Source organism: Pseudomonas sp. JL27(2026) (assembly GCF_056933555.1).
In genome coordinates this window covers 4671079-4689692 of the sequence record NZ_CM167794.1, presented here as the reverse complement: position 1 = coordinate 4689692, position 18614 = coordinate 4671079, and the positions used below count along the sequence as shown (strand labels likewise).

Below are 18614 nucleotides of genomic sequence, written 5' to 3'. Positions count from 1 at the left end.
ACAGGTTCAGACATCGACAATCACCAGCGTGCCCTGGCTGCCGGGCAATACGGCGTGGGGGATATGAGCCTCTACGAGGTACATCTCGCCCGGCTGCACGAGCACGGTTTCACCGGCGATGCCCAATTTCAAACATCCTGAAATGACCAACAGCCCTTCGTTGTAGTCGTGGGACTCCTCTTCATAAGCCTGTTCATCCATGCGCAGGACCTTGATCTTCGCGGCGCCGACCTGACCGACCACCGAGGATTTCCAGGTGCCCGGCAGTTGGCGGGACAGTTGATCAAATGACAGTAACGGCATGCTGCAACTCCTTGCGGATTCACTGGGCCGTCGGTGGTCCGGTCAGGCGGGGTTAGGGGAGAAGGCTGTGTCAGAACGCATCCATCAGCACGACGATGCAGTCTTTGGCCTGATGGCGATTGATCTGCGGTACCAGTCGGCGGAAGTGCTCCGACTGGCAATGAGCATCCAGCGCGGCCTGATTCGGCCATTGTTCAATGAAGACAAAGTGCCCGGGGTCTTTCTGGTCGACGAACAGGTCGTAGGCGATGCAGTCGGGTTCCAGCCGGGTCTTTTCCACCAGTTCGGCGTACCACGGGCGAACCGTTTCCAGGTGTTCGGGTTTGATGAAGTCCCGGGCAATGACTTTGAGCATGAATGTTCTTCCTTGAGTAGAACGCCAACCCCGGGACGGGGTCGGCGCTGAAGCGGTTGTCAGGCGACGGCGACGTCATTGGGTTCGAAGCTGTCGGCCCGTGCCATCTGCCACATCCGCGAATAGAACTCGCCGCTGACTTCGCCGGTCAGCAGTTCGCCGGGCTTGAGGAACACATGCAACTGCGAGAACAGTTTGATCTCGGTCGCCGACATGCGCCGTACCAGGTGTTTGGCCGACAACTGCGAGGGGTGTTCGAGGCCGGCGGCGGCGAGCATTTCGGCGAGGGCCTTGAGGGTGCTGCGGTGGAAATTGAATACCCGTTGGGCCTTGTCCGGCACCACCAGGGCGCGCTGGCGCAGGGTGTCCTGGGTGGCGACGCCGGTCGGGCACTTGTTGGTGTGGCAGCTCTGCGACTGGATGCAGCCGATGGCGAACATGAAGCCACGGGCCGAGTTGGCCCAGTCGGCGCCGATGGCCAGGACGCTGGCGATGTCGAAGGCGCTGACAATCTTGCCGCTGGCGCCGAGTTTGATTTTGTCCCGCAGGTTCAGGCCCACCAGGGTGTTATGCACGAACAGCAACCCTTCGCGCATTGGCACGCCAATGTGGTCGGTGAATTCCACCGGGGCGGCACCGGTCCCGCCTTCCTTGCCATCGACCACGATAAAGTCAGGCAGGATGCCGGTTTCCAGCATGGCCTTGGCGATGCCCATGAACTCCCACGGGTGGCCCAGGCAGAACTTGAAGCCCACCGGTTTACCGCCCGACAGTTCACGCAGCTGCTTGATGAAATGCATCATCTCGATGGGCGTGGAAAACGCGCTGTGCCGTGAAGGCGACACGCAGTCTTCGCCCATCAGGATGCCGCGTGTTTCAGCGATTTCTCGGGTCACCTTGTGTTTGGGCAGGATACCGCCGTGGCCAGGTTTGGCGCCCTGGCTCATTTTGATTTCGATCATCCGCACTTGCGGGGTCTGTGCCTGGGCGGCGAAGCGTTCCGGGTCGAACCGGCCGTCAGCGGTGCGGCAGCCGAAGTAACCGCTGCCCAGTTCCCAGGTTAGGTCGCCACCGTGTTCGCGGTGATAGGGGCTGATGCTGCCTTCGCCGGTGTCGTGGGCGAAATTGCCGAGTTTGGCGCCCTGGTTCAGCGCGCGAATCGCGTTGGCGCTCAGCGAACCAAAACTCATCGCCGAGATGTTGAATACCGATGCCGAATACGGCTGGGTGCACTGCGGGCCGCCGACGATCACCCGAAAACCGCTCGGGTCGCTCAACGGCGCCGGGCGCATGGAATGGCCGATGAATTCGAAGCCCGACTGGTACACGTCGATCAGTGTGCCGAAGGGTTTGTCGGCGCTTTCATTCTTGGCGCGCGAGTAAACCAGCGAACGCTGGGCGCGGGAGAAGGGCAGGGCGTCGCTGTCGGATTCGAGCAGGTACTGGCGGATTTCCGGGCGGATGCCCTCCACCAGGTAGCGGATGTTGCCCAGGATCGGGTAGTTGCGGCGCACGGCGTGGGGGCTTTGCAGCAGGTCGAAAATGCCCAGCAGGCTCAGCAGGCCGGTGACGATGCTGATCGGCCAGAGCCAGTCATGTTCAAGAAATGGCAGGCTGGCGAGGGTAAATATCACGCAGACGGCAAAGAAGGCGTAGCGGCTCAGGAGGGACAGGCTCATACGGTTTCCTTGGGTTCGGACTCGGTAAATTCACTGTAGGAGCCGAGCTTGCTCGCGATTGCGCCGTGTCAGGCAACAGATCTCTGACAGAGAGATCGCGAGCAAGCTCGGCGCCTGCACAAAGGCGCTGCATCAGGCATTTTGTGCCTGGAGAAAGATCGAAAACAGCTCGGACTGGGATTTGATCCCTAGCTTGCTGTAGATGTGTTTCTTATGGACTTTCACGGTTTCAACAGAGATTTGCAGCTTACGAGCGATGTCCTTGCTGGAGCAACCGCCGAGCATCAGGCGCCCGACATCCAGTTCGCGTGCGGTCAGTTGCACGCCGTTGAGTTGCTGCACCGAGGCCACGAGCCGGGCCCGCCAGTCGGTGTCCGGGGCTGCCTGCGCCGGCGTCTCGCGCAGGTCATGGGCAAGGCGCTGGCGCATCAGGCTCAACACCCAGGGCTCGATCAGCGACAGCAGCGCCATCTGCTCGGGGCCAAAGTGCTGTTTGCTGCCCAGCGACAGGCACAGGATACGCTCGCCTTCGAGCAGGCAATTGAACTGGATTTCGTCGGCCACCACATTCAGACGAAAGTAGCGCTGGTAATACTCGGTTTGCTCGAAATGCTCCGGCGCCACGTCGGCCAAGCGATAGAGCCCGGTGCGCGTATGCTCGCGGCAGTTGAGGTAGAACGGGTCGAGCAGGTACAGACCCTTGAGGTAGTCCTGGAACAGCAGGTCTGGGCGGCCGTCTTCGCTCGGGCATTCGGCAAATACCTGGGGCGCTTGTTCGCCATTGAAAAGCAGGACGACCCAGCTGTCGAAGGTCACGTACTGACCCAATTGACGCACCAGTCGGGTCCAGAAGACGGGCTTATCCAGCACGTCGATCAGTTGCCCGACCGAGCGATGCCAGGCGATGTCTTGCAGCGAGTGGGTCATATCCAGCCCTGTCGGGTGACTTGGCCGCGTCACGCGCCGGCCGGTTGCAGGTGCACATACTGGCGCACCGTGGCGGAGTGGGCAATCACTCTGCCTGCCGGCCAAGTCTACCGTTCATGCGGCAGGTTTTGATTGGCGCACTGGCAATTCGACCCTGAACGTTGTCCCCACCCCCACTTCACTGCGTACCGAAATCTCGCCGCGATGCTTTTTCACGATGCCATACGACAGCGACAGGCCAAGCCCGGTGCCCTGGCCCACCGGTTTGGTGGTGAAGAAGGGATCGAAGATTTTCTTCAAACTGTGCGGTTCGATACCTGAACCGGTGTCGGCGACTTCTATCCACACCCTTTCCCCTTCAAGCCCGTTGCTCAGGGTGATGGTGCCGCGCTCGGGCCCGATGGCCTGGGCGGCGTTGACGATCAGGTTCATGACCACCTGATTGATTTGCGAGGGCAGGCATTCGACGTCCGGAAGGGGCTGGTACTGCTTGACCACATCGGCCTTGTACTTGATTTCATTGGCGACGATGTTCAGCGTCGAGTCGATGCCGTGTTGCAGATTGGCCCACTGCCATTCCTGCGAGGAGTCCACCCTGGAGAAGTCCTTGAGGTCCTTGACGATTTGCCCGACTCGCGTAATGCCGTCCTTGGATTCCTTGATCAATAGCGGAATATCGTCGCGCAGGAAGTCCAGCTCGATCCGGTCACGCAACGCTTTCAGGCGTGCGATCAGTTCACTCGAACCGATGGCTTCTTCGGCGTCCCGGTAGGCGTCGAGCATTTCCTGCAATTGCTTGAAGTAGCCGTCCAGCGTGCCGAGGTTGGAGGAGATGAAGCCAATGGGGTTGTTGATTTCATGGGCAACGCCGGCCGCCAGTTGGCCCAGGGAGGCGAGTTTTTCCGACTGCACCAGTTGGCTTTCGAGTTGTTTGCGCTCGTCGATTTCCTGTTGCAGATCGACGCTCGCCTGCCGGTATTGCTGGGTCCGGCGCTCTACCAGGTGGCCCAATTGGTCCAGTTGCACGCTGGCGCGCTGGGTCATGTCCCACTTGGACGTCAGGGTGCTGGCCATTTGCTGGACTTCGATGTTGTCGAAGGGCTTTTTCAGGATCAACAGACGGTCACGGGCCTGCAAGCGCTCCAGCAGTTCGTCCCATGAGTGGTCGGAATAGGCGGTGCAGACCACCACTTGCAGGCGCGGGTCTTCTTTCCACAAGTGCTCGATGGTTTCGGCACCGTCCCAGCCCTGAGGCATGCGCATGTCGACGAAGGCCAGCGCATAAGGGCGCTGCTGTTCCATGGCGTGCAGCAGTTTGCTCAAGCCTTCCTGGCCGCCATAAGCCGAATCCAGTTCGAACAGGGTCGCCACGGGTTTGGCCTCGCTGCCGAACAACGCGGCTTCCATGTCGTCCAGCTCGGCCGTGTGCTGCGCTTCGGGCGTCAGGATTTTGCGAAAGTCCTCATGTATGGAGGGGGTGTCGTCAATCAACAGGATGCGCCGGTTCGGCGGGGTACTCATGCCTCACCTGCCACGGTTTTCAAGGGGATTTGCAAGGTGAACAATGCGCCTTTGCCGGGCCCGTCACTGTGGGCGGTGAGGTGGCCGTTCATCTCGATCGCGGCCAGGGCGCAACTGTGCAGGCCGAAGCCGTGGCCTTCCTTTCGGGTGGTGAAACCGTGGGCGAAGATCCGCGTCATGTTCTCCGGGGCGATCCCTTCGCCTTCGTCCTTGACGCTGACTTGCAGGGTGACGTCGTCGACAACCTTGATCCCCAGGGTCATTTCCCGAGGGCGGTCGCTGAGATCGGACATCGCGTATTTGGCGTTGCTGATCAGGTTGATCAGGATCAGCAGCAGACGGTGCTTGTCGCCCATCACTTGCGGAACGTCACTGTAGTCCTTGACCACCGTGACGTGGTGCCGGGTCAGGGCACCGGAGTTCATTCGCAGGGCGTCCTCAAGCAGTTCGTTGAGGTGCAGCGGTTCCATCAGGCTGGTGGCGCCCGCATAGGATTGTTGCGTGGCGACGATGTCCTTGATGTGATCGACGCTTTTGCTCAACTGCGCCAGTTCATCGGTGATGCCTTGCTGCTCGACCGCGATGGCGTCCACCAACTGATTCAGGTAACCGGGGAGCAACTTGCCCTTTTCATCTTCGGTGATGAAGTGCCCGAGGTCCTGCGGGTGTTCGTTGATCAATTGCATCGCCTTGCCCAGGCCGAGCGCCTTGCTGGTGCGCAGCTTGCGGGTCACCAGGTCGGCGGAGATGTTCACGCTGTTGAGCACGTTGCCGACATTGTGCAAAACGTTGGTGGCAATCTCGGCCATGCCCGCCATGCGCGCTGTGTCCAGCAGTTCGCTCTGGGTATCGCGCAGTTCCCGGGTGCGTGCCTCGACCCGTTGTTCAAGCTCCTCGTTGGCGGTTTGCAAGGCCTTGTTGACGCGGTTGATCTCCGAGAAGCTGCGCATCAGGCGAATCGCCAGGTACAGCAGCAACAGCACCAGCAGCGTGGAGAACACCAGCATGTAGAAGTGATATTTCTGATTCACCGCGTCGTTGAGCTGTTGGTCCTTGTTCAGCAGGGAGGTGATGTCGTCCAGCCGTTCGGCGACCGGGATTGTTTCGATCTTCTCCAGCAGCGTGTTGACGATCGGTTGTTCGCGCAGGATCAGCGCGATGTGGTTGCTGAGAATGTCCACGGGCCCATGGAATTGTGCAGGTAACCGTTGCTTGTTCACCGTCAGTTTGTTCAGCCCCACCAGAATGTCCGCCGCCCTGTCGTCGGTGGTGACCTGGGAAAACTCCAGGCTGCTGAGCAGCAAGTCATAGGTGTCGGTGGCGGTGTTCTGCAGTTGCAGTTTGTCTTCGTCGGTCACATTGGCGAGCTGGTTCTGGATGTCGTCTTCGGCGGTCGGCAGGAACGCCAGGGAGTTGCGCAGTACTGCGTTGTGGGATTTGAACTGCTCCACCAGCCGGGTCTTTTCCTTGATGGCGTTCAAGTAACCATCATGGCTGGTCGCCCACAGTGCCGAGTCGTTGCGGCCATGGCTGGACTCCATCGTGTCGAACCGTTCCCACAACCGGTTCATTTCGGTCAGGGGGGAAACCAGCGGGTCGTAGTTGTGGCTGATGGCGATGCGGGCCTTGAGGATTTCAGCTTCCCATTGCGCGTCCAGTTGCTTGATCTGGCGAATCAGGTCCCGTGATTCGGTGTAGGTCGTGGTCTGGTCGGAGCTGGACATGAAATACAGGAATAGCAGGATCGAGGCCAGGAGTGCGGTCATGCCCGACAGGATGGCCAGGCTGAGGTTGCGAGAGACGGTCATAGCGGCTTGCCTCCCCATTCACCGGTCAGGGTCTTGAGGAATTTGATGATCAGGGTTTTGTCGTCGGCCGATGGCACGCGCCCCAGTTGAAACGTGAACATGATGTCCACGGCTTCTTCGAGGGTCTTGGCCGAGGCGTCGTGAAAGTACGGTGCGGTCACCGCGACGTTGCGCAGGCTGGGGACCTTGAACACGTAGCGGTCCTCTTCGTCCTTGGTCACCAGGTAGCGTCCCAGGTCCGACTCCAGCGGGTTGCCCCGGGCCTGGAAGTAATCGCCCATCACACCAAACTTCTGGAACATGTTGCCGCCGATGTTCACGCCCTGATGGCAGGCGATACAGCCGTAGTCCTTGAAGCGCTGGTAGCCGTATTTTTCGTCGATATCGAGGATGTCGGTATTGCCCAGCAGGTACTGGTCGAAACGCGAGTTGCTGCTCAGCAGTGTGCGTTCGTAGGTAGCCAGTGCATCTTGCACATTCGCGGTGGTCACCCCGTCGGGGTAGGCCTTGCCGAACGCCGATTGATAGGTCGGGTCAGTGGAGAGGGTCTCGATGACATGCTTCCACTGACTGCCCATCTCGCTCGGGTTTTGCACCACTTCGTGGGCTTGCGCCTCCAGAGTGTCGGCGCGACCATCCCAGAACTGTCGGAAATTAAGGCTGGCATTGAACACGCTCGGGGTATTGAACGCCACGGGGGTGCCATTGACACCGATGGAAAACCCTTTGTCGTCGGCCCCGCCTTTTTCCAGTTGATGGCAACTGGCGCACGACAGGCTGTTGTTGACCGATAACCGGGGTTCGTTGAACAACAGACGGCCAAGTTCAACGCGCTGCGGGTCCTGTTTGGGCGCCGGCGGCAAGGGTTTCAGCGGTTCATCCAGCGGTTCGGCGCTCGCAGTCAGGGCCGCGGCAAGCAGCAGGGGCAAGGCGAGGGTTGGTCTGTGTGGCCACATCAGAAGCCTCCTTGGCGCGGTGGCGCTACTGACCTGCTAATGGATACGGCGTTGCCGGTTTGAGGAAGTGCGCGAAGTCCTCGGGGGACACGGCTTTGCTGAAGTAGTAACCCTGGCCTTCTTCGCACTGGTGGGCTTTGAGAAAGTCCAATTGCTCAAGGGTTTCGATGCCTTCGGCGATGATGTTCAGGTGCAGGCTCTTGCCCAGGCTGATAATGGCGCTGACCAGCGCCGCGTCGTTACTGTCGTGGCTCACGCCGCGCACGAACGACTGATCGATTTTCAGGACGTCCACCGGGAATTTACGCAAGTAGCTCAGGCTCGAATAACCCGTGCCAAAATCATCGATGGCCAGCCTGACGCCCAAAGCCTTGATGGCTTTCAGGGTCAGGACCGTGATGTCGATACTTTGCATCAACACACTTTCGGTGATCTCCAGTTCCAGTAACCCCGGTTCAAGGCCGGTCTGCTGCAATACTTCCACGATCCCGTCCACAAAACCGCGTTGGCGAAAATCGATGGCGGACACGTTCACCGACATGCAGATCGTCGGCAGCCCGGACTTTTGCCAGGCGCAGGCTTGTCGACAGGCCTGGCCCAGCACCCACTTGCTCAGGGGCACGATCAACCCGCTGTCTTCGGCCACGCCGATGAAGTCTGACGGGTAGACCCAACCCTGACCCGGTTTGAACCAGCGTATCAACGCCTCGGCACCGACCACCCGACCGCTGTTGAGGTCAAGTTTGGGTTGGTAATGCAGAACGAATTCGTTGCGCTCCAGGGCCAGGCGAATGCCCGATTCGATGCTTTGTTGCTGGCGTGCACGCTGGTTCATTTCGTCAATGAAGAAGCTGAAATCGTTCGGGCCGCTTTCCTTGACGTTACGCATCGCCGTTTCGGCTTTTTTGATCAGTGCCACGGCGTCGAAGCCGTCGTCGGGGTAAATGCTGATACCCAGGCTGGCAGTCACGCGCAGGTCATGGCCGGCGATATGCTGTGGCGTGCTGACCGCACCCAGGAGTTTTTCAGCGATGCCTTTGGTCTGCTGGGGGTGGTGGACGTCGGCCAGGATCACCACGAATTCGTCCGCGCCGTAGCGAAACACCGAATCGGATTCGCGCACGTTGCTCACCAGGCTCTGACCGACCCGCTTGAGCATTTCATCGCCGGTCGGGTGGCCCAGGGCATTATTGATGCGCTTGAAGCGGTCCAGGCCCAGAAACATCACCGCCAGTTGTTTGTCATGGCGCCGCGAAAGGGCCAGGGACTGATTCAGGCGATCACCGAGCAAAGTGCTGTTGGGCAGTTCGGTGAGGACGTCGTACTGCAACAAGTGGGAGACCTTGAGCAATTCGTGGACACGGTCCTCGATGGTTCGCTCAAGGGCGAGCATCTTGAGGGCGGCGTCCTGCGCCATCTGCCATTTCCACGTCAGGGCACTGGCCATCTGACGGATTTCCAGGCTGTCGAATGGCTTTTTCAGCACCAGCAACTGGTCGCCGAACTCCAGTCGCTCGGCCATCGCTTCCCAGGAGTAATCGGAGTAGGCGGTACACAGGGCGATTTGCAGGTTCGGGTCGACCTTCCACAAACGTTCGATGGTTTCCAGGCCATCCCAGCCGGGAGGCATGCGCATGTCGGTGAAGGCCAGGGCATAGGGCCGGCCCTCAGCCTGGGCGCGGGTGACCAGGTCCAGTGCTTCCTTGCCTTGATAGGCTGAATCGAGGTCAAAGGTTGGACGGCTTTTTGGTGGGGTGCCGAACAGGCACTCCTCTGTATCGGCCAAAGCACTTTCACCCTGGGCATCGGGCCCCAGGATCTTGCGAAAGTCCTGATGGATCGAAGGCGTGTCATCAATGATCAGGATGCGCCGGTTGGCCGGGGCAAATGCTGGATTCATCGCATGGCCTCCGGAGGCGGCGGATCTTGCGCGGTCGGAGCCGGTAGAGGCGCGGGCACGATACTGCCGGCCTGCAATAGCTCGGCAGCCTGTTCGCTGCTGACAGCTTTGCTGAAGTAGTAACCCTGGGCGTTCATGGGGGAACCGGTGGACATCAGCGAACTGCGCTGTTCCTGCGTCTCGACGCCCTCGGCGATGATGCCGATGCCCACTTCCCGGGCAAAGTTGATGATGGCGCGCAGGGTGGTGGCGCTGGCCGGGTCGCGACTGGCGTTATCAATGAATGCCTGGGCGATTTTCAAGTGATTGACCCGGTAGGTCTTCAGGTAGTCGAACGAGGAGTACTCGGTACCGAAATCATCGATGGCGATTTTCACCCCCAGCTCGCGCAGGCGTGGAAGCACATCGTTGTGGGTCCATTTGGTCTGCGCCAGCGTGGCTTCGGTGACGTCGAAGCGCAGGTCCCACGGGCAGAGGCTCCAGCGAGCGGTGGTGCGCAGCACATCATAAATCAGGTCCGGGCCGCTTTTGAGCTGGGCCAGGGACAGCTTGATGGCGATCACCGGGGGCGACATGCCCTGGTCCCGCCATTGGCGCATTTGCTGGCAGGCGCGATCCAGCAACCAGTGCCCGAGGGCGATGACCGTGCCGGTTTTTTCGGCGGCGGGCATGAAGGTGTCTGCTTCAAGAAGGCCGCGCTGCGGGTGGTTCCAGCGCACCTGGGCTTGCATGCCGAGGATCCTGCCGGTGCCCAGGTCGACTTCCGGCAGGTAATGCAGTTCCAACTGATCCAGTTCCAGGGCCTGTTTCAAGTCATTGGCGATGGTCATCCGGTCGACCACTTCCTGATTGATCTCTTCTGAGTGGAAGTGGTACTGGTTGCGGCCCTTTTCCTTGGAACGGTACAGCGCCATGTCGGCCTGGGTCAGCAGCGTGTCGGCACTGGGGGTTTCCTGGGTGCAGGTGCTGATGCCGATGCTGACCGAGACCCGCACGTTGTTGCCGTCCAGCGAGTAGGGCAGCACCAGCCTGTCGCGAATCTTGGCGGCGAGGGAGGCACACTGCGACGGGTCGCCGATGTCCAGCTGCAAAATCGCGAATTCGTCACCGCCCAGACGTGCCACCACATCGTTTTCCCGCACGCAGGCCTTGATGCGCCGGGCGACTTCCTGCAACAACAAGTCTCCGATGGGATGGCCCAGGGTGTCGTTGATGCGTTTGAAGTGGTCGAGGTCCAGGTAGAAGATCGCAAAGGGTGTCGCCCCACGGCGGGCCGCGGCGAAGGCCTGGTTCAGGCGTTCGATCAGGGTGGCGCGGTTGGCCAGGCCGGTCAGCCCGTCGGTGCGTGCCAGTTGGGCGATTTTCTCTTCGGCCAGCTTGCGTTCGGTGATGTCGATGATGATGCCTTCGACCTCCAGCAGCCGACCGTCATGATCACGCACCGGGACATAGCGGTTTTCGACCCAGCGCCAGTCGCCATCACCGGTTCGCAGGCGAAACTCGATGGATGCGCCAGCGGCATGCCGGTCGAGCACTCGCGCCATGGCCGCGTCGACCTTGTCCTGGTCCTCGGGGTGAATCAACTCTTGAGCCCAGTTGGCCGAGGCCACCAAATGTGCCGCCAGGTGGCCAAACTTGGTGATGTTGTGGGAGATGTACATCAGCGGAAACGACGGCTCGCCGCGCAGCCGGTACAGAATGGTCGGGCTGTTCTGGACGATGACGTTGGCGTCGGACAACTCGCGGGTGCGCTCTTCAACGGCGTGTTCCAGCAGGCTCATTTTCAGCGCGGCGTCTTCGGTCATCTGCCACTTGACCGTCAGGGCGCTGGCCATCTGACGGATCTCAATGGCATCGAAGGGTTTTTTCAGGATCAGCAGGCGATCGCCCAGCTCCAGGCGCTCGGCGATGTCATCCCAGGAGTAGTCGGAATAGGCCGTGCAGAGCGCGACTTGCAGTTTGGGGTCGACCTGCCACAGCCGTTCGATGGTTTCCAGACCATCCCAGCCCGGCGGCATGCGCATATCGATGAAGGCCATGGCGTACGGCAGGTCCTTGGCCAGGGCAGCTTCGACCTTGGCCAGGGCTTCCAGGCCCTGGAACGCCGAATCGAGCACAAAACCCTGCAGGGCAACCGCTGCCGGGGCGCCGAACAAGGCTTCTTCGGCGCTGCTCAGTGCGTTGTCATCAAAGATCTGCGGGGCGAGAATCTTCCCGAAGTCCTGATGGATCGACGCCGTATCGTCGACGATCAGAATCCGCCGGTTGGCCTGGCCCAGCGGCGTCTTCATCGGGTTGCACCCTTACCGATGTTCAACAAGGTCGTGTTCATGTGGCATCCCTTCCTGATCGCCTGGCAGTGCGGGTACAGACACTGGATCCGTGTTGACTGAGCATAGCCGCGCTCTTTTGAGTTCGCCCGGCGGCTTGTCTCAAATCACTTCGGAGTGGCGCAAAAAATCATCTAGCCTGTAGGTCAAGCGCTGGGTATCGAGGACGTTTCCTGGGGCACACACACGATCATGTGTCTGTTTCAAGCGAGGAGAGGCCATGGAAGAGCAACCCCCGATGACTCAAGCCCTTAAACCCAGGGTGCTGCTGGTCGATGACGAGGAGCCGATTCTCAACAGCCTGCGCCGCTTGTTGCGTACCCAGCCCTATGAGGTGCTACTGGCGACCAGTGGCGCCCAGGCACTGGAAATCATGGCGCAGCAACCGGTTGATCTGGTGATGACCGACGCGCGCATGCCCAACATGGACGGTGCGACCCTGCTGGCCCATGTCCATGAACGCTACCCCGACACGGTCCGCATCCTGCTGACGGGGTATGCGGATCTACCGACGATTATCAAGGCAATCAACAACGGGCAGATCGATCGTTACCTCAGCAAACCCTGGAGCGACGAAGAAATGCTGCTGACGTTGCGCCAGTCCTTGTTTCATCAGGACTGCGAGCGCGAGCGGATACGGCTGGTGCAGGTAACCTGGGATCAGAACGAGCAGTTGAAGGTGCTCAATGAGTCCCTGGAAAGGCGCGTTCTGGCGCGCACGGCCGAACTGCAACAGACCGCCGACATGCTTGATCTGGCGTACGAAGAACTCAAGCACAGCTATGTCACCGGCACCGAAATGTTCTCGCTGCTGGCCAACCTGCGCCTGCCGCCCTCCAAGCAGACTAGCCGGCAGATCATCGAGCTGATCCGGGTTTACTGCAAAATCCATGAGATGGACGAAGTCAGCAGCCGCAACCTGATCATGGCGGCCGCGCTTTACAACATTGGCAAGATGAGCTGGACCGACAGCATGATGACGGCGCCCGCAGACCTGCTGCACCACACGGACCGCGAGCGCTATCGCAGTTACCCGAAACAGAGCGAGTCGCTGTTGATGACCCTCGACCCGATGAAGGATGCCGCGCGGCTGATCCTTCATCATCAGGAGCGCTGGGACGGCAGCGGGTTTCCGGACCGTCTCAAGGGCGAGGCGATTCCCTTCGGTTCGCGGTTGTTGAAGCTGGCAGTGGACTTCATCGAATTGCAGCGCGGCTTGATCCTCGAACGGCAGATGAACAGCGATGAGGCGCTGGTTTATATCCGCCAATACACCGGCAAACTCTACGACCCGGACCTGGTGGAAGACTTCATCAAGGTGTGTGCTGAGTATTTGAGCGATGTCACCCTGGCAGACCCGAGCGTGAAGGTGCTGGGCACTCGCGATCTGGCTGCGGGCATGGTACTGGCTCGCAACCTGAATGCTGACAACGGCATGTTGCTGCTCAATGCCGGCAAGGTGTTGAGCGGGCCGCTGGTGGAAAAACTCATCGCCTTCGAGGCCATGGAGGGCGGCAAATACAGCGTATTTGTAAAAGTTGCGGAGCTGCAAGAGTCCATCGCCGCAACAGGTTGAGTGGGAGCGCACCGTTTGCTCCGAGCGCCATGACCGTGTGATCCTTGCGCTTTTTGCGCTCAAGGCACGCGTTTCCATGACCCTGTTATCCGCCGTTGTATCCCCGTCCATCATCCGCATCGCCGCCGCGCTTTTGATCGGCGCCGATGGCCGGACCCTGCTGGTGCGCAAGCGCGGCACCCAGGCTTTCATGCAGCCGGGTGGCAAGATTGAGGCCCATGAGCGGCCGGTCGATGCCCTGGCCCGTGAGCTGGAAGAAGAACTCGGGCTGGTGATCGACCCGGCCCAGGCGAGCTACCTCGGGCATTTTTCGGCGCCTGCCGTCAATGAACCCGGCTTCGAAGTTCAGGCCGAACTGTTTGAAGTGCATATCGCCTGTGCAGTGACGCCGGCCGCCGAGATCGAAGAGGTGGTCTGGATCGACCCGGCCACCGACGGTGACTTGTTGCTGGCGCCATTGACACGGGACCTGATCCTGCCGTTTTATCGCTCTCGCTGACCCCTTCGGCCTGACCGTCCACGGACAAAGGATTGCTCCATGATTCCCACGCAAGACTTGCTGATTTTCGCCGCCGCCGCGTTGCTCATGGTGCTCACGCCGGGGCCGAACATGATCTACCTGATTTCCCGTTCGATCTGCCAGGGGCGCAAGGCCGGGGTGACGTCGCTGCTGGGCGTGGTGGCGGGGTTCTTTGTGCACCTGTTCGCGGCTGCGGCGGGGTTGACGGCGGTGTTTCTCGCGGTGCCGATGGCTTATGAGGTGCTCAAATGGGCCGGTGCCCTGTACCTGTTGTGGCTGGCCTGGCAGGCGCTCAAACCCGGTGCGCGTTCACCGTTTGAAGCACAACAACTGCCACCGGATTCTTCGCGAAAACTGGTGCTGATGGGTTTTTTGACCAGCGCCCTGAACCCTAAAATTGCGGTGTTCTACCTCTCGGTGTTCCCGCAGTTCATCACCCCGGAACACGGTTCGGTGTTTACCCAAAGCCTGATTCTGGGCACGGTCCAGATCACCGTGAGCTTTTCGGTCAACCTGTTGATTGCCCTGTTTGCAGCGGGCATCGCCTCGTGGTTCGTCAACAACCCGACCTGGCTGGTGGTTCAACGTTATTTCATGGGGTTTGTACTGGCGGCGCTGGCGGTGCGGCTGATGCTCGAGCAACGTCGTACGGCCTGACCCCGTGACTGTCCAGCGATTGAACGCCCGCCATGCCCAGGCCTACCGGGCACTGATGCTGGAGGCTTACGAGCTGCATCCGCAAGCGTTCACTTCCAGCGTTCGCGAGCGGGCGCTGATGCCGCTGACGTGGTGGGAAGAGCGCTTGAGCGGTCCTCTGGACGTACTGTTCGGTGCCTTTGACGGCGAACAGTTGGTGGGCATTGTGGGGCTGGCCTTCGAAGCCCGGGAAAAGGCCCGGCACAAGGCGACATTGTTTGGCATGTGCGTGTCAGCCCGTGTCAGACAACGCGGGCTCGGCTATCAACTGGTGCAGGCGGCGTTGACCGAAGCGCGAACCCATCACGGGCTGCGCCTGGTTCAACTGACCGTCACCGCCGGCAACGACGCCGCGTTCGCGCTGTATCAACGCTGCGGCTTTGTGCAGTTCGGGCTTGAACCGTTGGCGGTACGGGTGGGCGAGGACTACTTCGACAAGATTCACCTGTGGCGCGAGATCACCGCCTGAAACCTGCTACCCCATTACCTCAGATACACCGCATACGCTGGATTCACGACTGCTTCGCTCGAGCGCCGACCCGCCGAGCGGGAGCAAGCTCCCTCGCCACAGGGACAGTGTCGTGTGAGGTTTCAGCGTACCGCGCTGACACCATCGAGGGTTGAGAACGAGGTGTCCTTGGCCGTCAGCAGGAAGTCGCGCATGTACGGCGCATCCAGCATGTCCGCACGGATCCCGGCGTACAGCGTGGCAAACAAACCTTTCTCGCCCAGCCGCTTGGCCTTCACGTAACCCCGTGAGCTGTACTCATGCAGTGCCCAGTGCGGCATGCCACACACGCCGCGGCCGCTGGCCACCAATTGCATCATCATCACCGTCAGCTCCGAGGTCCGGACCTGCGCCGGTTCGATGTCGGCCGGCTCCAGGAAGCGGGTGAAGATGTCCAGCCGATCCCGCTCCACCGGGTAGGTGATCAGGGTTTCGCTGAGCAGGTCTTCGGGGACGATGTACGGTTTGCTCGCCAAACGGTGTTGGTTGGCCACCGCCAGCATCGCTTCATAGGTGAACAACGGCACGTAAGTGATCCCGGCCAGTTCCACCGGGTCGGACGTTACCACCAGGTCGAGGTCGCCACGGGCCAGGGCCGGCAGCGGGGCGAAGGAGAAGCCCGAGGCCAGGTCCAGCTCGACTTCCGGCCAGGCATCGCGGAACTGGTCGATGGTCGGCATCAGCCACTGAAAGCAGCTGTGGCATTCGATCGCCATGTGCAGCCGCCCGGCGGTGCCACCGGCCAGTCGCGCAATGTCACGCTCGGCGCCGCGCAGCAGCGGCAGGGTAGCGTCGGCCAGTTGCAGCAGGCGCAGGCCGGCACTGGTGAAGCGTACCGGTTTGGTCTTGCGCACGAACAACGGCATGCCCATGCGCTCTTCCAGCTCCTTGAACTGGTGAGACAGGGCGGACTGGGTCAGGTGCAGGCGTTCAGCGGCTTCGACCAGGCTGTCGGCTTCGCGCAAGGCGTGCAAGGTCTTCAGGTGACGGATTTCGAGCACCAGGGTCTCCATGAGTAAATTTTGTGATCAACACGAAAAGGTTGAGTTTGTCTCATGTTGGGTTGGCTGTCGACAATAGCGCCATCATTTACTCAGGAGGAACACGCCATGGCCTTGGCCCATACACTCGGTTTTCCACGCATCGGTGCCGACCGCGAATTGAAAAAAGCCCTTGAATCCTATTGGAAGGGCGACCTAGAACAGTCCGCATTGCTGACCGTGGGCCGTGAATTACGGGCCAGGCACTGGCAGTTGCAAAAAGACGCCGGCATCGACCTGCTGCCGGTGGGCGACTTCGCCTGGTACGACCAGGTACTGACGCACTCGTTGACCTTTGGTGTGATCCCCGAGCGCTTCGACACCACCCTGGATGCTCAGGGTCGCCCGACCCTCGACACCCTGTTCGCCATGGCCCGTGGCGCCAGCACCGGTTGCTGCGGCGGCGACCACGCCAAGGCGCAGTACGCCCAAGAACTGACCAAGTGGTTCGACACCAACTACCACTATCTGGTCCCGGAGTTCACCGCTGATCAAGTGTTCAAGCTGAATTGGGAACAGTTGTTCGACGAAGTCGATGAAGCCCAGGCGTTGGGTCACACCGTCAAGCCGGTGATCATCGGCCCGCTGACTTACCTGTGGCTGGGTAAAACCAAAGGCAATGACTTCGACAAGCTCGACCTGCTCGAACGTCTGCTGCCGCTGTACGGTGAAATCCTCAACCGCCTCAAGACCCAAGGCGTGGAGTGGGTGCAGATCGACGAACCGATCCTCGCCCTCGACCTGCCGCAAGCCTGGAAAAGCGCCTTCGAACGCGCCTATCACATCCTTCAGTACTCGCCGCTGAAAAAACTCGTGGCCACCTACTTCAGTGGCCTGGAAGACAACCTCGGGCTGGCCGTGAGCCTGCCGGTAGACGGCCTGCACATCGACGCCGTGCGTGCGCCGGACCAACTGGGCCAGGTGCTCGACCGCCTGCCGACCTACAAAGTGTTGTCGGTGGGTTTGGTCAACGGTCGCAATGTCTGGCGCTGCGAACTGGAGCAGGCGCTGGCACAACTGCAACCGGCGCAGGAGCGTTTTGGCGACAACCTGTGGGTCAGCAGTTCCTGCTCGCTGCTACACAGCCCGGTCGACCTGGACCGTGAAGACAAACTCGATGCCGAACTCAAAAGCTGGCTGGCGTTCGCGGTGCAGAAGTGTGGCGAAATCGCCGTGCTGCGCGATGCCTTGAACGATCCGCAGTCGCTGAAAGTCAAAGCCGCCCTGGCCCAAAGCCGCGCCGTACAGGCCAGCCGTGCACAGTCGCCACGCATCCACAAAACCGAGGTGCAGGCGCGGATCAAGGCCATTCGCGACACCGACAGCCAGCGCCATGCCCCATTTGCCAAGCGCATCGAGTCGCAACGCGCCCGCCTGAAACTGCCAACGTTCCCGACCACCACCATCGGTTCGTTCCCGCAGACTGCGTCGATCCGGCTGGCGCGTCAGGCGTTCAAACAGGGCAAGTTGTCGGCCAACGATTACACCGACGCCATGCACAGCGAAATCCGCCATGCGGTGCAGGTTCAGGAGCGCCTCGGCCTCGACGTGCTGGTGCACGGTGAAGCCGAGCGTAACGACATGGTCGAGTACTTCGCCGAGCAACTGGACGGCTACCTGTTTACCCGTTTCGGCTGGGTTCAGAGCTACGGTTCGCGCTGTGTGAAACCGGCCGTGATCTACGGTGACCTGAGCCGTCCGAAAGCCATGACCGTCGACTGGATCACCTACGCACAGAGCCTGACCGATAAGGTCATGAAAGGCATGCTGACCGGCCCCGTGACCATGCTGATGTGGTCGTTCCCGCGTGAAGACGTCTCGCGCAAGGTCCAGGCCCGGCAGTTGGCGTTGGCCCTGCGTGACGAAGTGGTCGACCTGGAAAAGGCCGGGATCAAGATTGTGCAGATCGACGAGGCCGCGTTCCGCGAAGGCTTGCCGCTGCGCCGGGCGCAATGGCAGGAGTACCTGGACTGGGCGGTGGAAGCGTTCCGCTTGAGCGCCTCGGGTGTGCGTGATGAAACCCAGATCCACACCCACATGTGCTACAGCGAGTTCAACGACGTGATCCAGTCCATCGCGGCCATGGATGCCGACGTGATCACCATCGAAACGTCGCGTTCGGACATGGAGTTGCTGGAAGCCTTCGAGGCGTTCGACTACCCGAATGACATTGGTCCGGGAGTCTATGACATCCACTCGCCTCGGGTGCCGGACACGGCTGAAATGGTCAAGCTGATCAGCAAGGCAGTCCAACGCATTCCAGCCGAACGGCTGTGGGTCAACCCGGACTGCGGCCTGAAAACCCGCGCCTGGCCAGAGACCGAAGCGGCGTTGGTGAACATGGTGGCGGCCGCGCGACAGTTGCGTAGCCAGTTGGCTTAAAGTCCTGCGGCCCCTGGTTGGGCGCCTTCGCGAGCAAGCCCGCTCCCACATTTGATTGGTGTCGTACACAAACTCTGTATCTGACATAAATCCTGTGGGAGCGGGCTTGCTCG

At 60.6% G+C, this 18614-nt stretch carries 15 protein-coding genes; 5 read left to right on the top strand and 10 right to left on the bottom strand.

Translation table 11 applies throughout. From position 1 onward, the window contains the following. Nucleotides 1-6: 6 nt before the first annotated feature. From AC1Z1G_RS21270 to AC1Z1G_RS21230, 9 genes are all read right to left on the bottom strand, one after another. Nucleotides 7-303 (bottom strand): cupin domain-containing protein, encoded by a 297-nt coding sequence (locus AC1Z1G_RS21270; protein WP_483622334.1) that lies wholly within the window; start codon nucleotides 301-303, stop codon nucleotides 7-9. Nucleotides 304-373: 70 nt separating this feature from the next. Further along, nucleotides 374-658: a putative quinol monooxygenase gene (locus AC1Z1G_RS21265; protein WP_483622333.1), complete on the bottom strand. Its 285-nt coding sequence runs from the start codon at nucleotides 656-658 to the stop codon at nucleotides 374-376. 59 nt (nucleotides 659-717) lie between these two features. Continuing rightward, nucleotides 718-2337, bottom strand: coding sequence for an FMN-binding glutamate synthase family protein (locus AC1Z1G_RS21260; protein ID WP_483622332.1), 1620 nt, complete (start codon nucleotides 2335-2337; stop codon nucleotides 718-720). 132 nt (nucleotides 2338-2469) lie between these two features. Continuing rightward, nucleotides 2470-3264, bottom strand: coding sequence for a helix-turn-helix transcriptional regulator (locus tag AC1Z1G_RS21255; protein WP_483622331.1), 795 nt, complete (start codon nucleotides 3262-3264; stop codon nucleotides 2470-2472). Between the two features lie 114 nt (nucleotides 3265-3378). Beyond that, nucleotides 3379-4785: an ATP-binding protein gene (locus AC1Z1G_RS21250; RefSeq protein WP_483622330.1), complete on the bottom strand. Its 1407-nt coding sequence runs from the start codon at nucleotides 4783-4785 to the stop codon at nucleotides 3379-3381. After that, on the bottom strand, nucleotides 4782-6593 hold the full coding sequence (locus AC1Z1G_RS21245) for a DAHL domain-containing protein (protein WP_483622329.1): 1812 nt from the start codon (nucleotides 6591-6593) through the stop codon (nucleotides 4782-4784). The genes AC1Z1G_RS21250 and AC1Z1G_RS21245 overlap by 4 nt, the downstream gene beginning before the upstream one ends. Further along, entirely contained in the window at nucleotides 6590-7549 is a 960-nt protein-coding gene (locus AC1Z1G_RS21240; RefSeq protein ID WP_483622328.1) for a cytochrome-c peroxidase, read from the bottom strand. Before AC1Z1G_RS21240 ends, AC1Z1G_RS21245 begins: the two co-directional genes overlap by 4 nt. Nucleotides 7550-7574: 25 nt before the next feature. After that, nucleotides 7575-9449 (bottom strand): GGDEF/EAL domain-containing response regulator, encoded by a 1875-nt coding sequence (locus tag AC1Z1G_RS21235; protein ID WP_483622327.1) that lies wholly within the window; start codon nucleotides 9447-9449, stop codon nucleotides 7575-7577. After that, on the bottom strand, nucleotides 9446-11740 hold the full coding sequence (locus AC1Z1G_RS21230; RefSeq protein ID WP_483622326.1) for a GGDEF/EAL domain-containing response regulator: 2295 nt from the start codon (nucleotides 11738-11740) through the stop codon (nucleotides 9446-9448). Before AC1Z1G_RS21230 ends, AC1Z1G_RS21235 begins: the two co-directional genes overlap by 4 nt. Nucleotides 11741-11999: 259 nt before the next feature. Between AC1Z1G_RS21230 and nosR the strand changes: the two genes are divergently transcribed. From nosR to AC1Z1G_RS21210, 4 genes are all read left to right on the top strand, one after another. Continuing rightward, complete coding sequence (nosR, locus tag AC1Z1G_RS21225; RefSeq protein WP_483622325.1) at nucleotides 12000-13355, top strand: response regulator c-di-GMP phosphodiesterase, NosR family; 1356 nt, start codon at nucleotides 12000-12002, stop codon at nucleotides 13353-13355. A gap of 76 nt (nucleotides 13356-13431) precedes the next feature. Then, on the top strand, nucleotides 13432-13854 hold the full coding sequence (locus tag AC1Z1G_RS21220) for an NUDIX hydrolase (protein WP_483622324.1): 423 nt from the start codon (nucleotides 13432-13434) through the stop codon (nucleotides 13852-13854). Nucleotides 13855-13893: 39 nt separating this feature from the next. After that, complete coding sequence (locus tag AC1Z1G_RS21215) at nucleotides 13894-14532, top strand: LysE family translocator (protein ID WP_347901786.1); 639 nt, start codon at nucleotides 13894-13896, stop codon at nucleotides 14530-14532. 4 nt (nucleotides 14533-14536) lie between these two features. Next, nucleotides 14537-15040 (top strand): N-acetyltransferase family protein, encoded by a 504-nt coding sequence (locus tag AC1Z1G_RS21210; RefSeq protein WP_483622323.1) that lies wholly within the window; start codon nucleotides 14537-14539, stop codon nucleotides 15038-15040. A 122-nt stretch (nucleotides 15041-15162) separates the two neighbouring features. Here AC1Z1G_RS21210 and metR read toward each other — a convergent pair whose 3' ends face one another. Continuing rightward, nucleotides 15163-16080: a transcriptional regulator MetR gene (gene metR / locus AC1Z1G_RS21205; RefSeq protein ID WP_347901785.1), complete on the bottom strand. Its 918-nt coding sequence runs from the start codon at nucleotides 16078-16080 to the stop codon at nucleotides 15163-15165. A gap of 108 nt (nucleotides 16081-16188) precedes the next feature. Here metR and metE point away from each other — a divergent pair, with 108 nt between their 5' ends. Next, nucleotides 16189-18501: a 5-methyltetrahydropteroyltriglutamate--homocysteine S-methyltransferase gene (gene metE, locus AC1Z1G_RS21200; RefSeq protein ID WP_483622322.1), complete on the top strand. Its 2313-nt coding sequence runs from the start codon at nucleotides 16189-16191 to the stop codon at nucleotides 18499-18501. The last annotated feature ends 113 nt before the right edge of the window (nucleotides 18502-18614 follow it).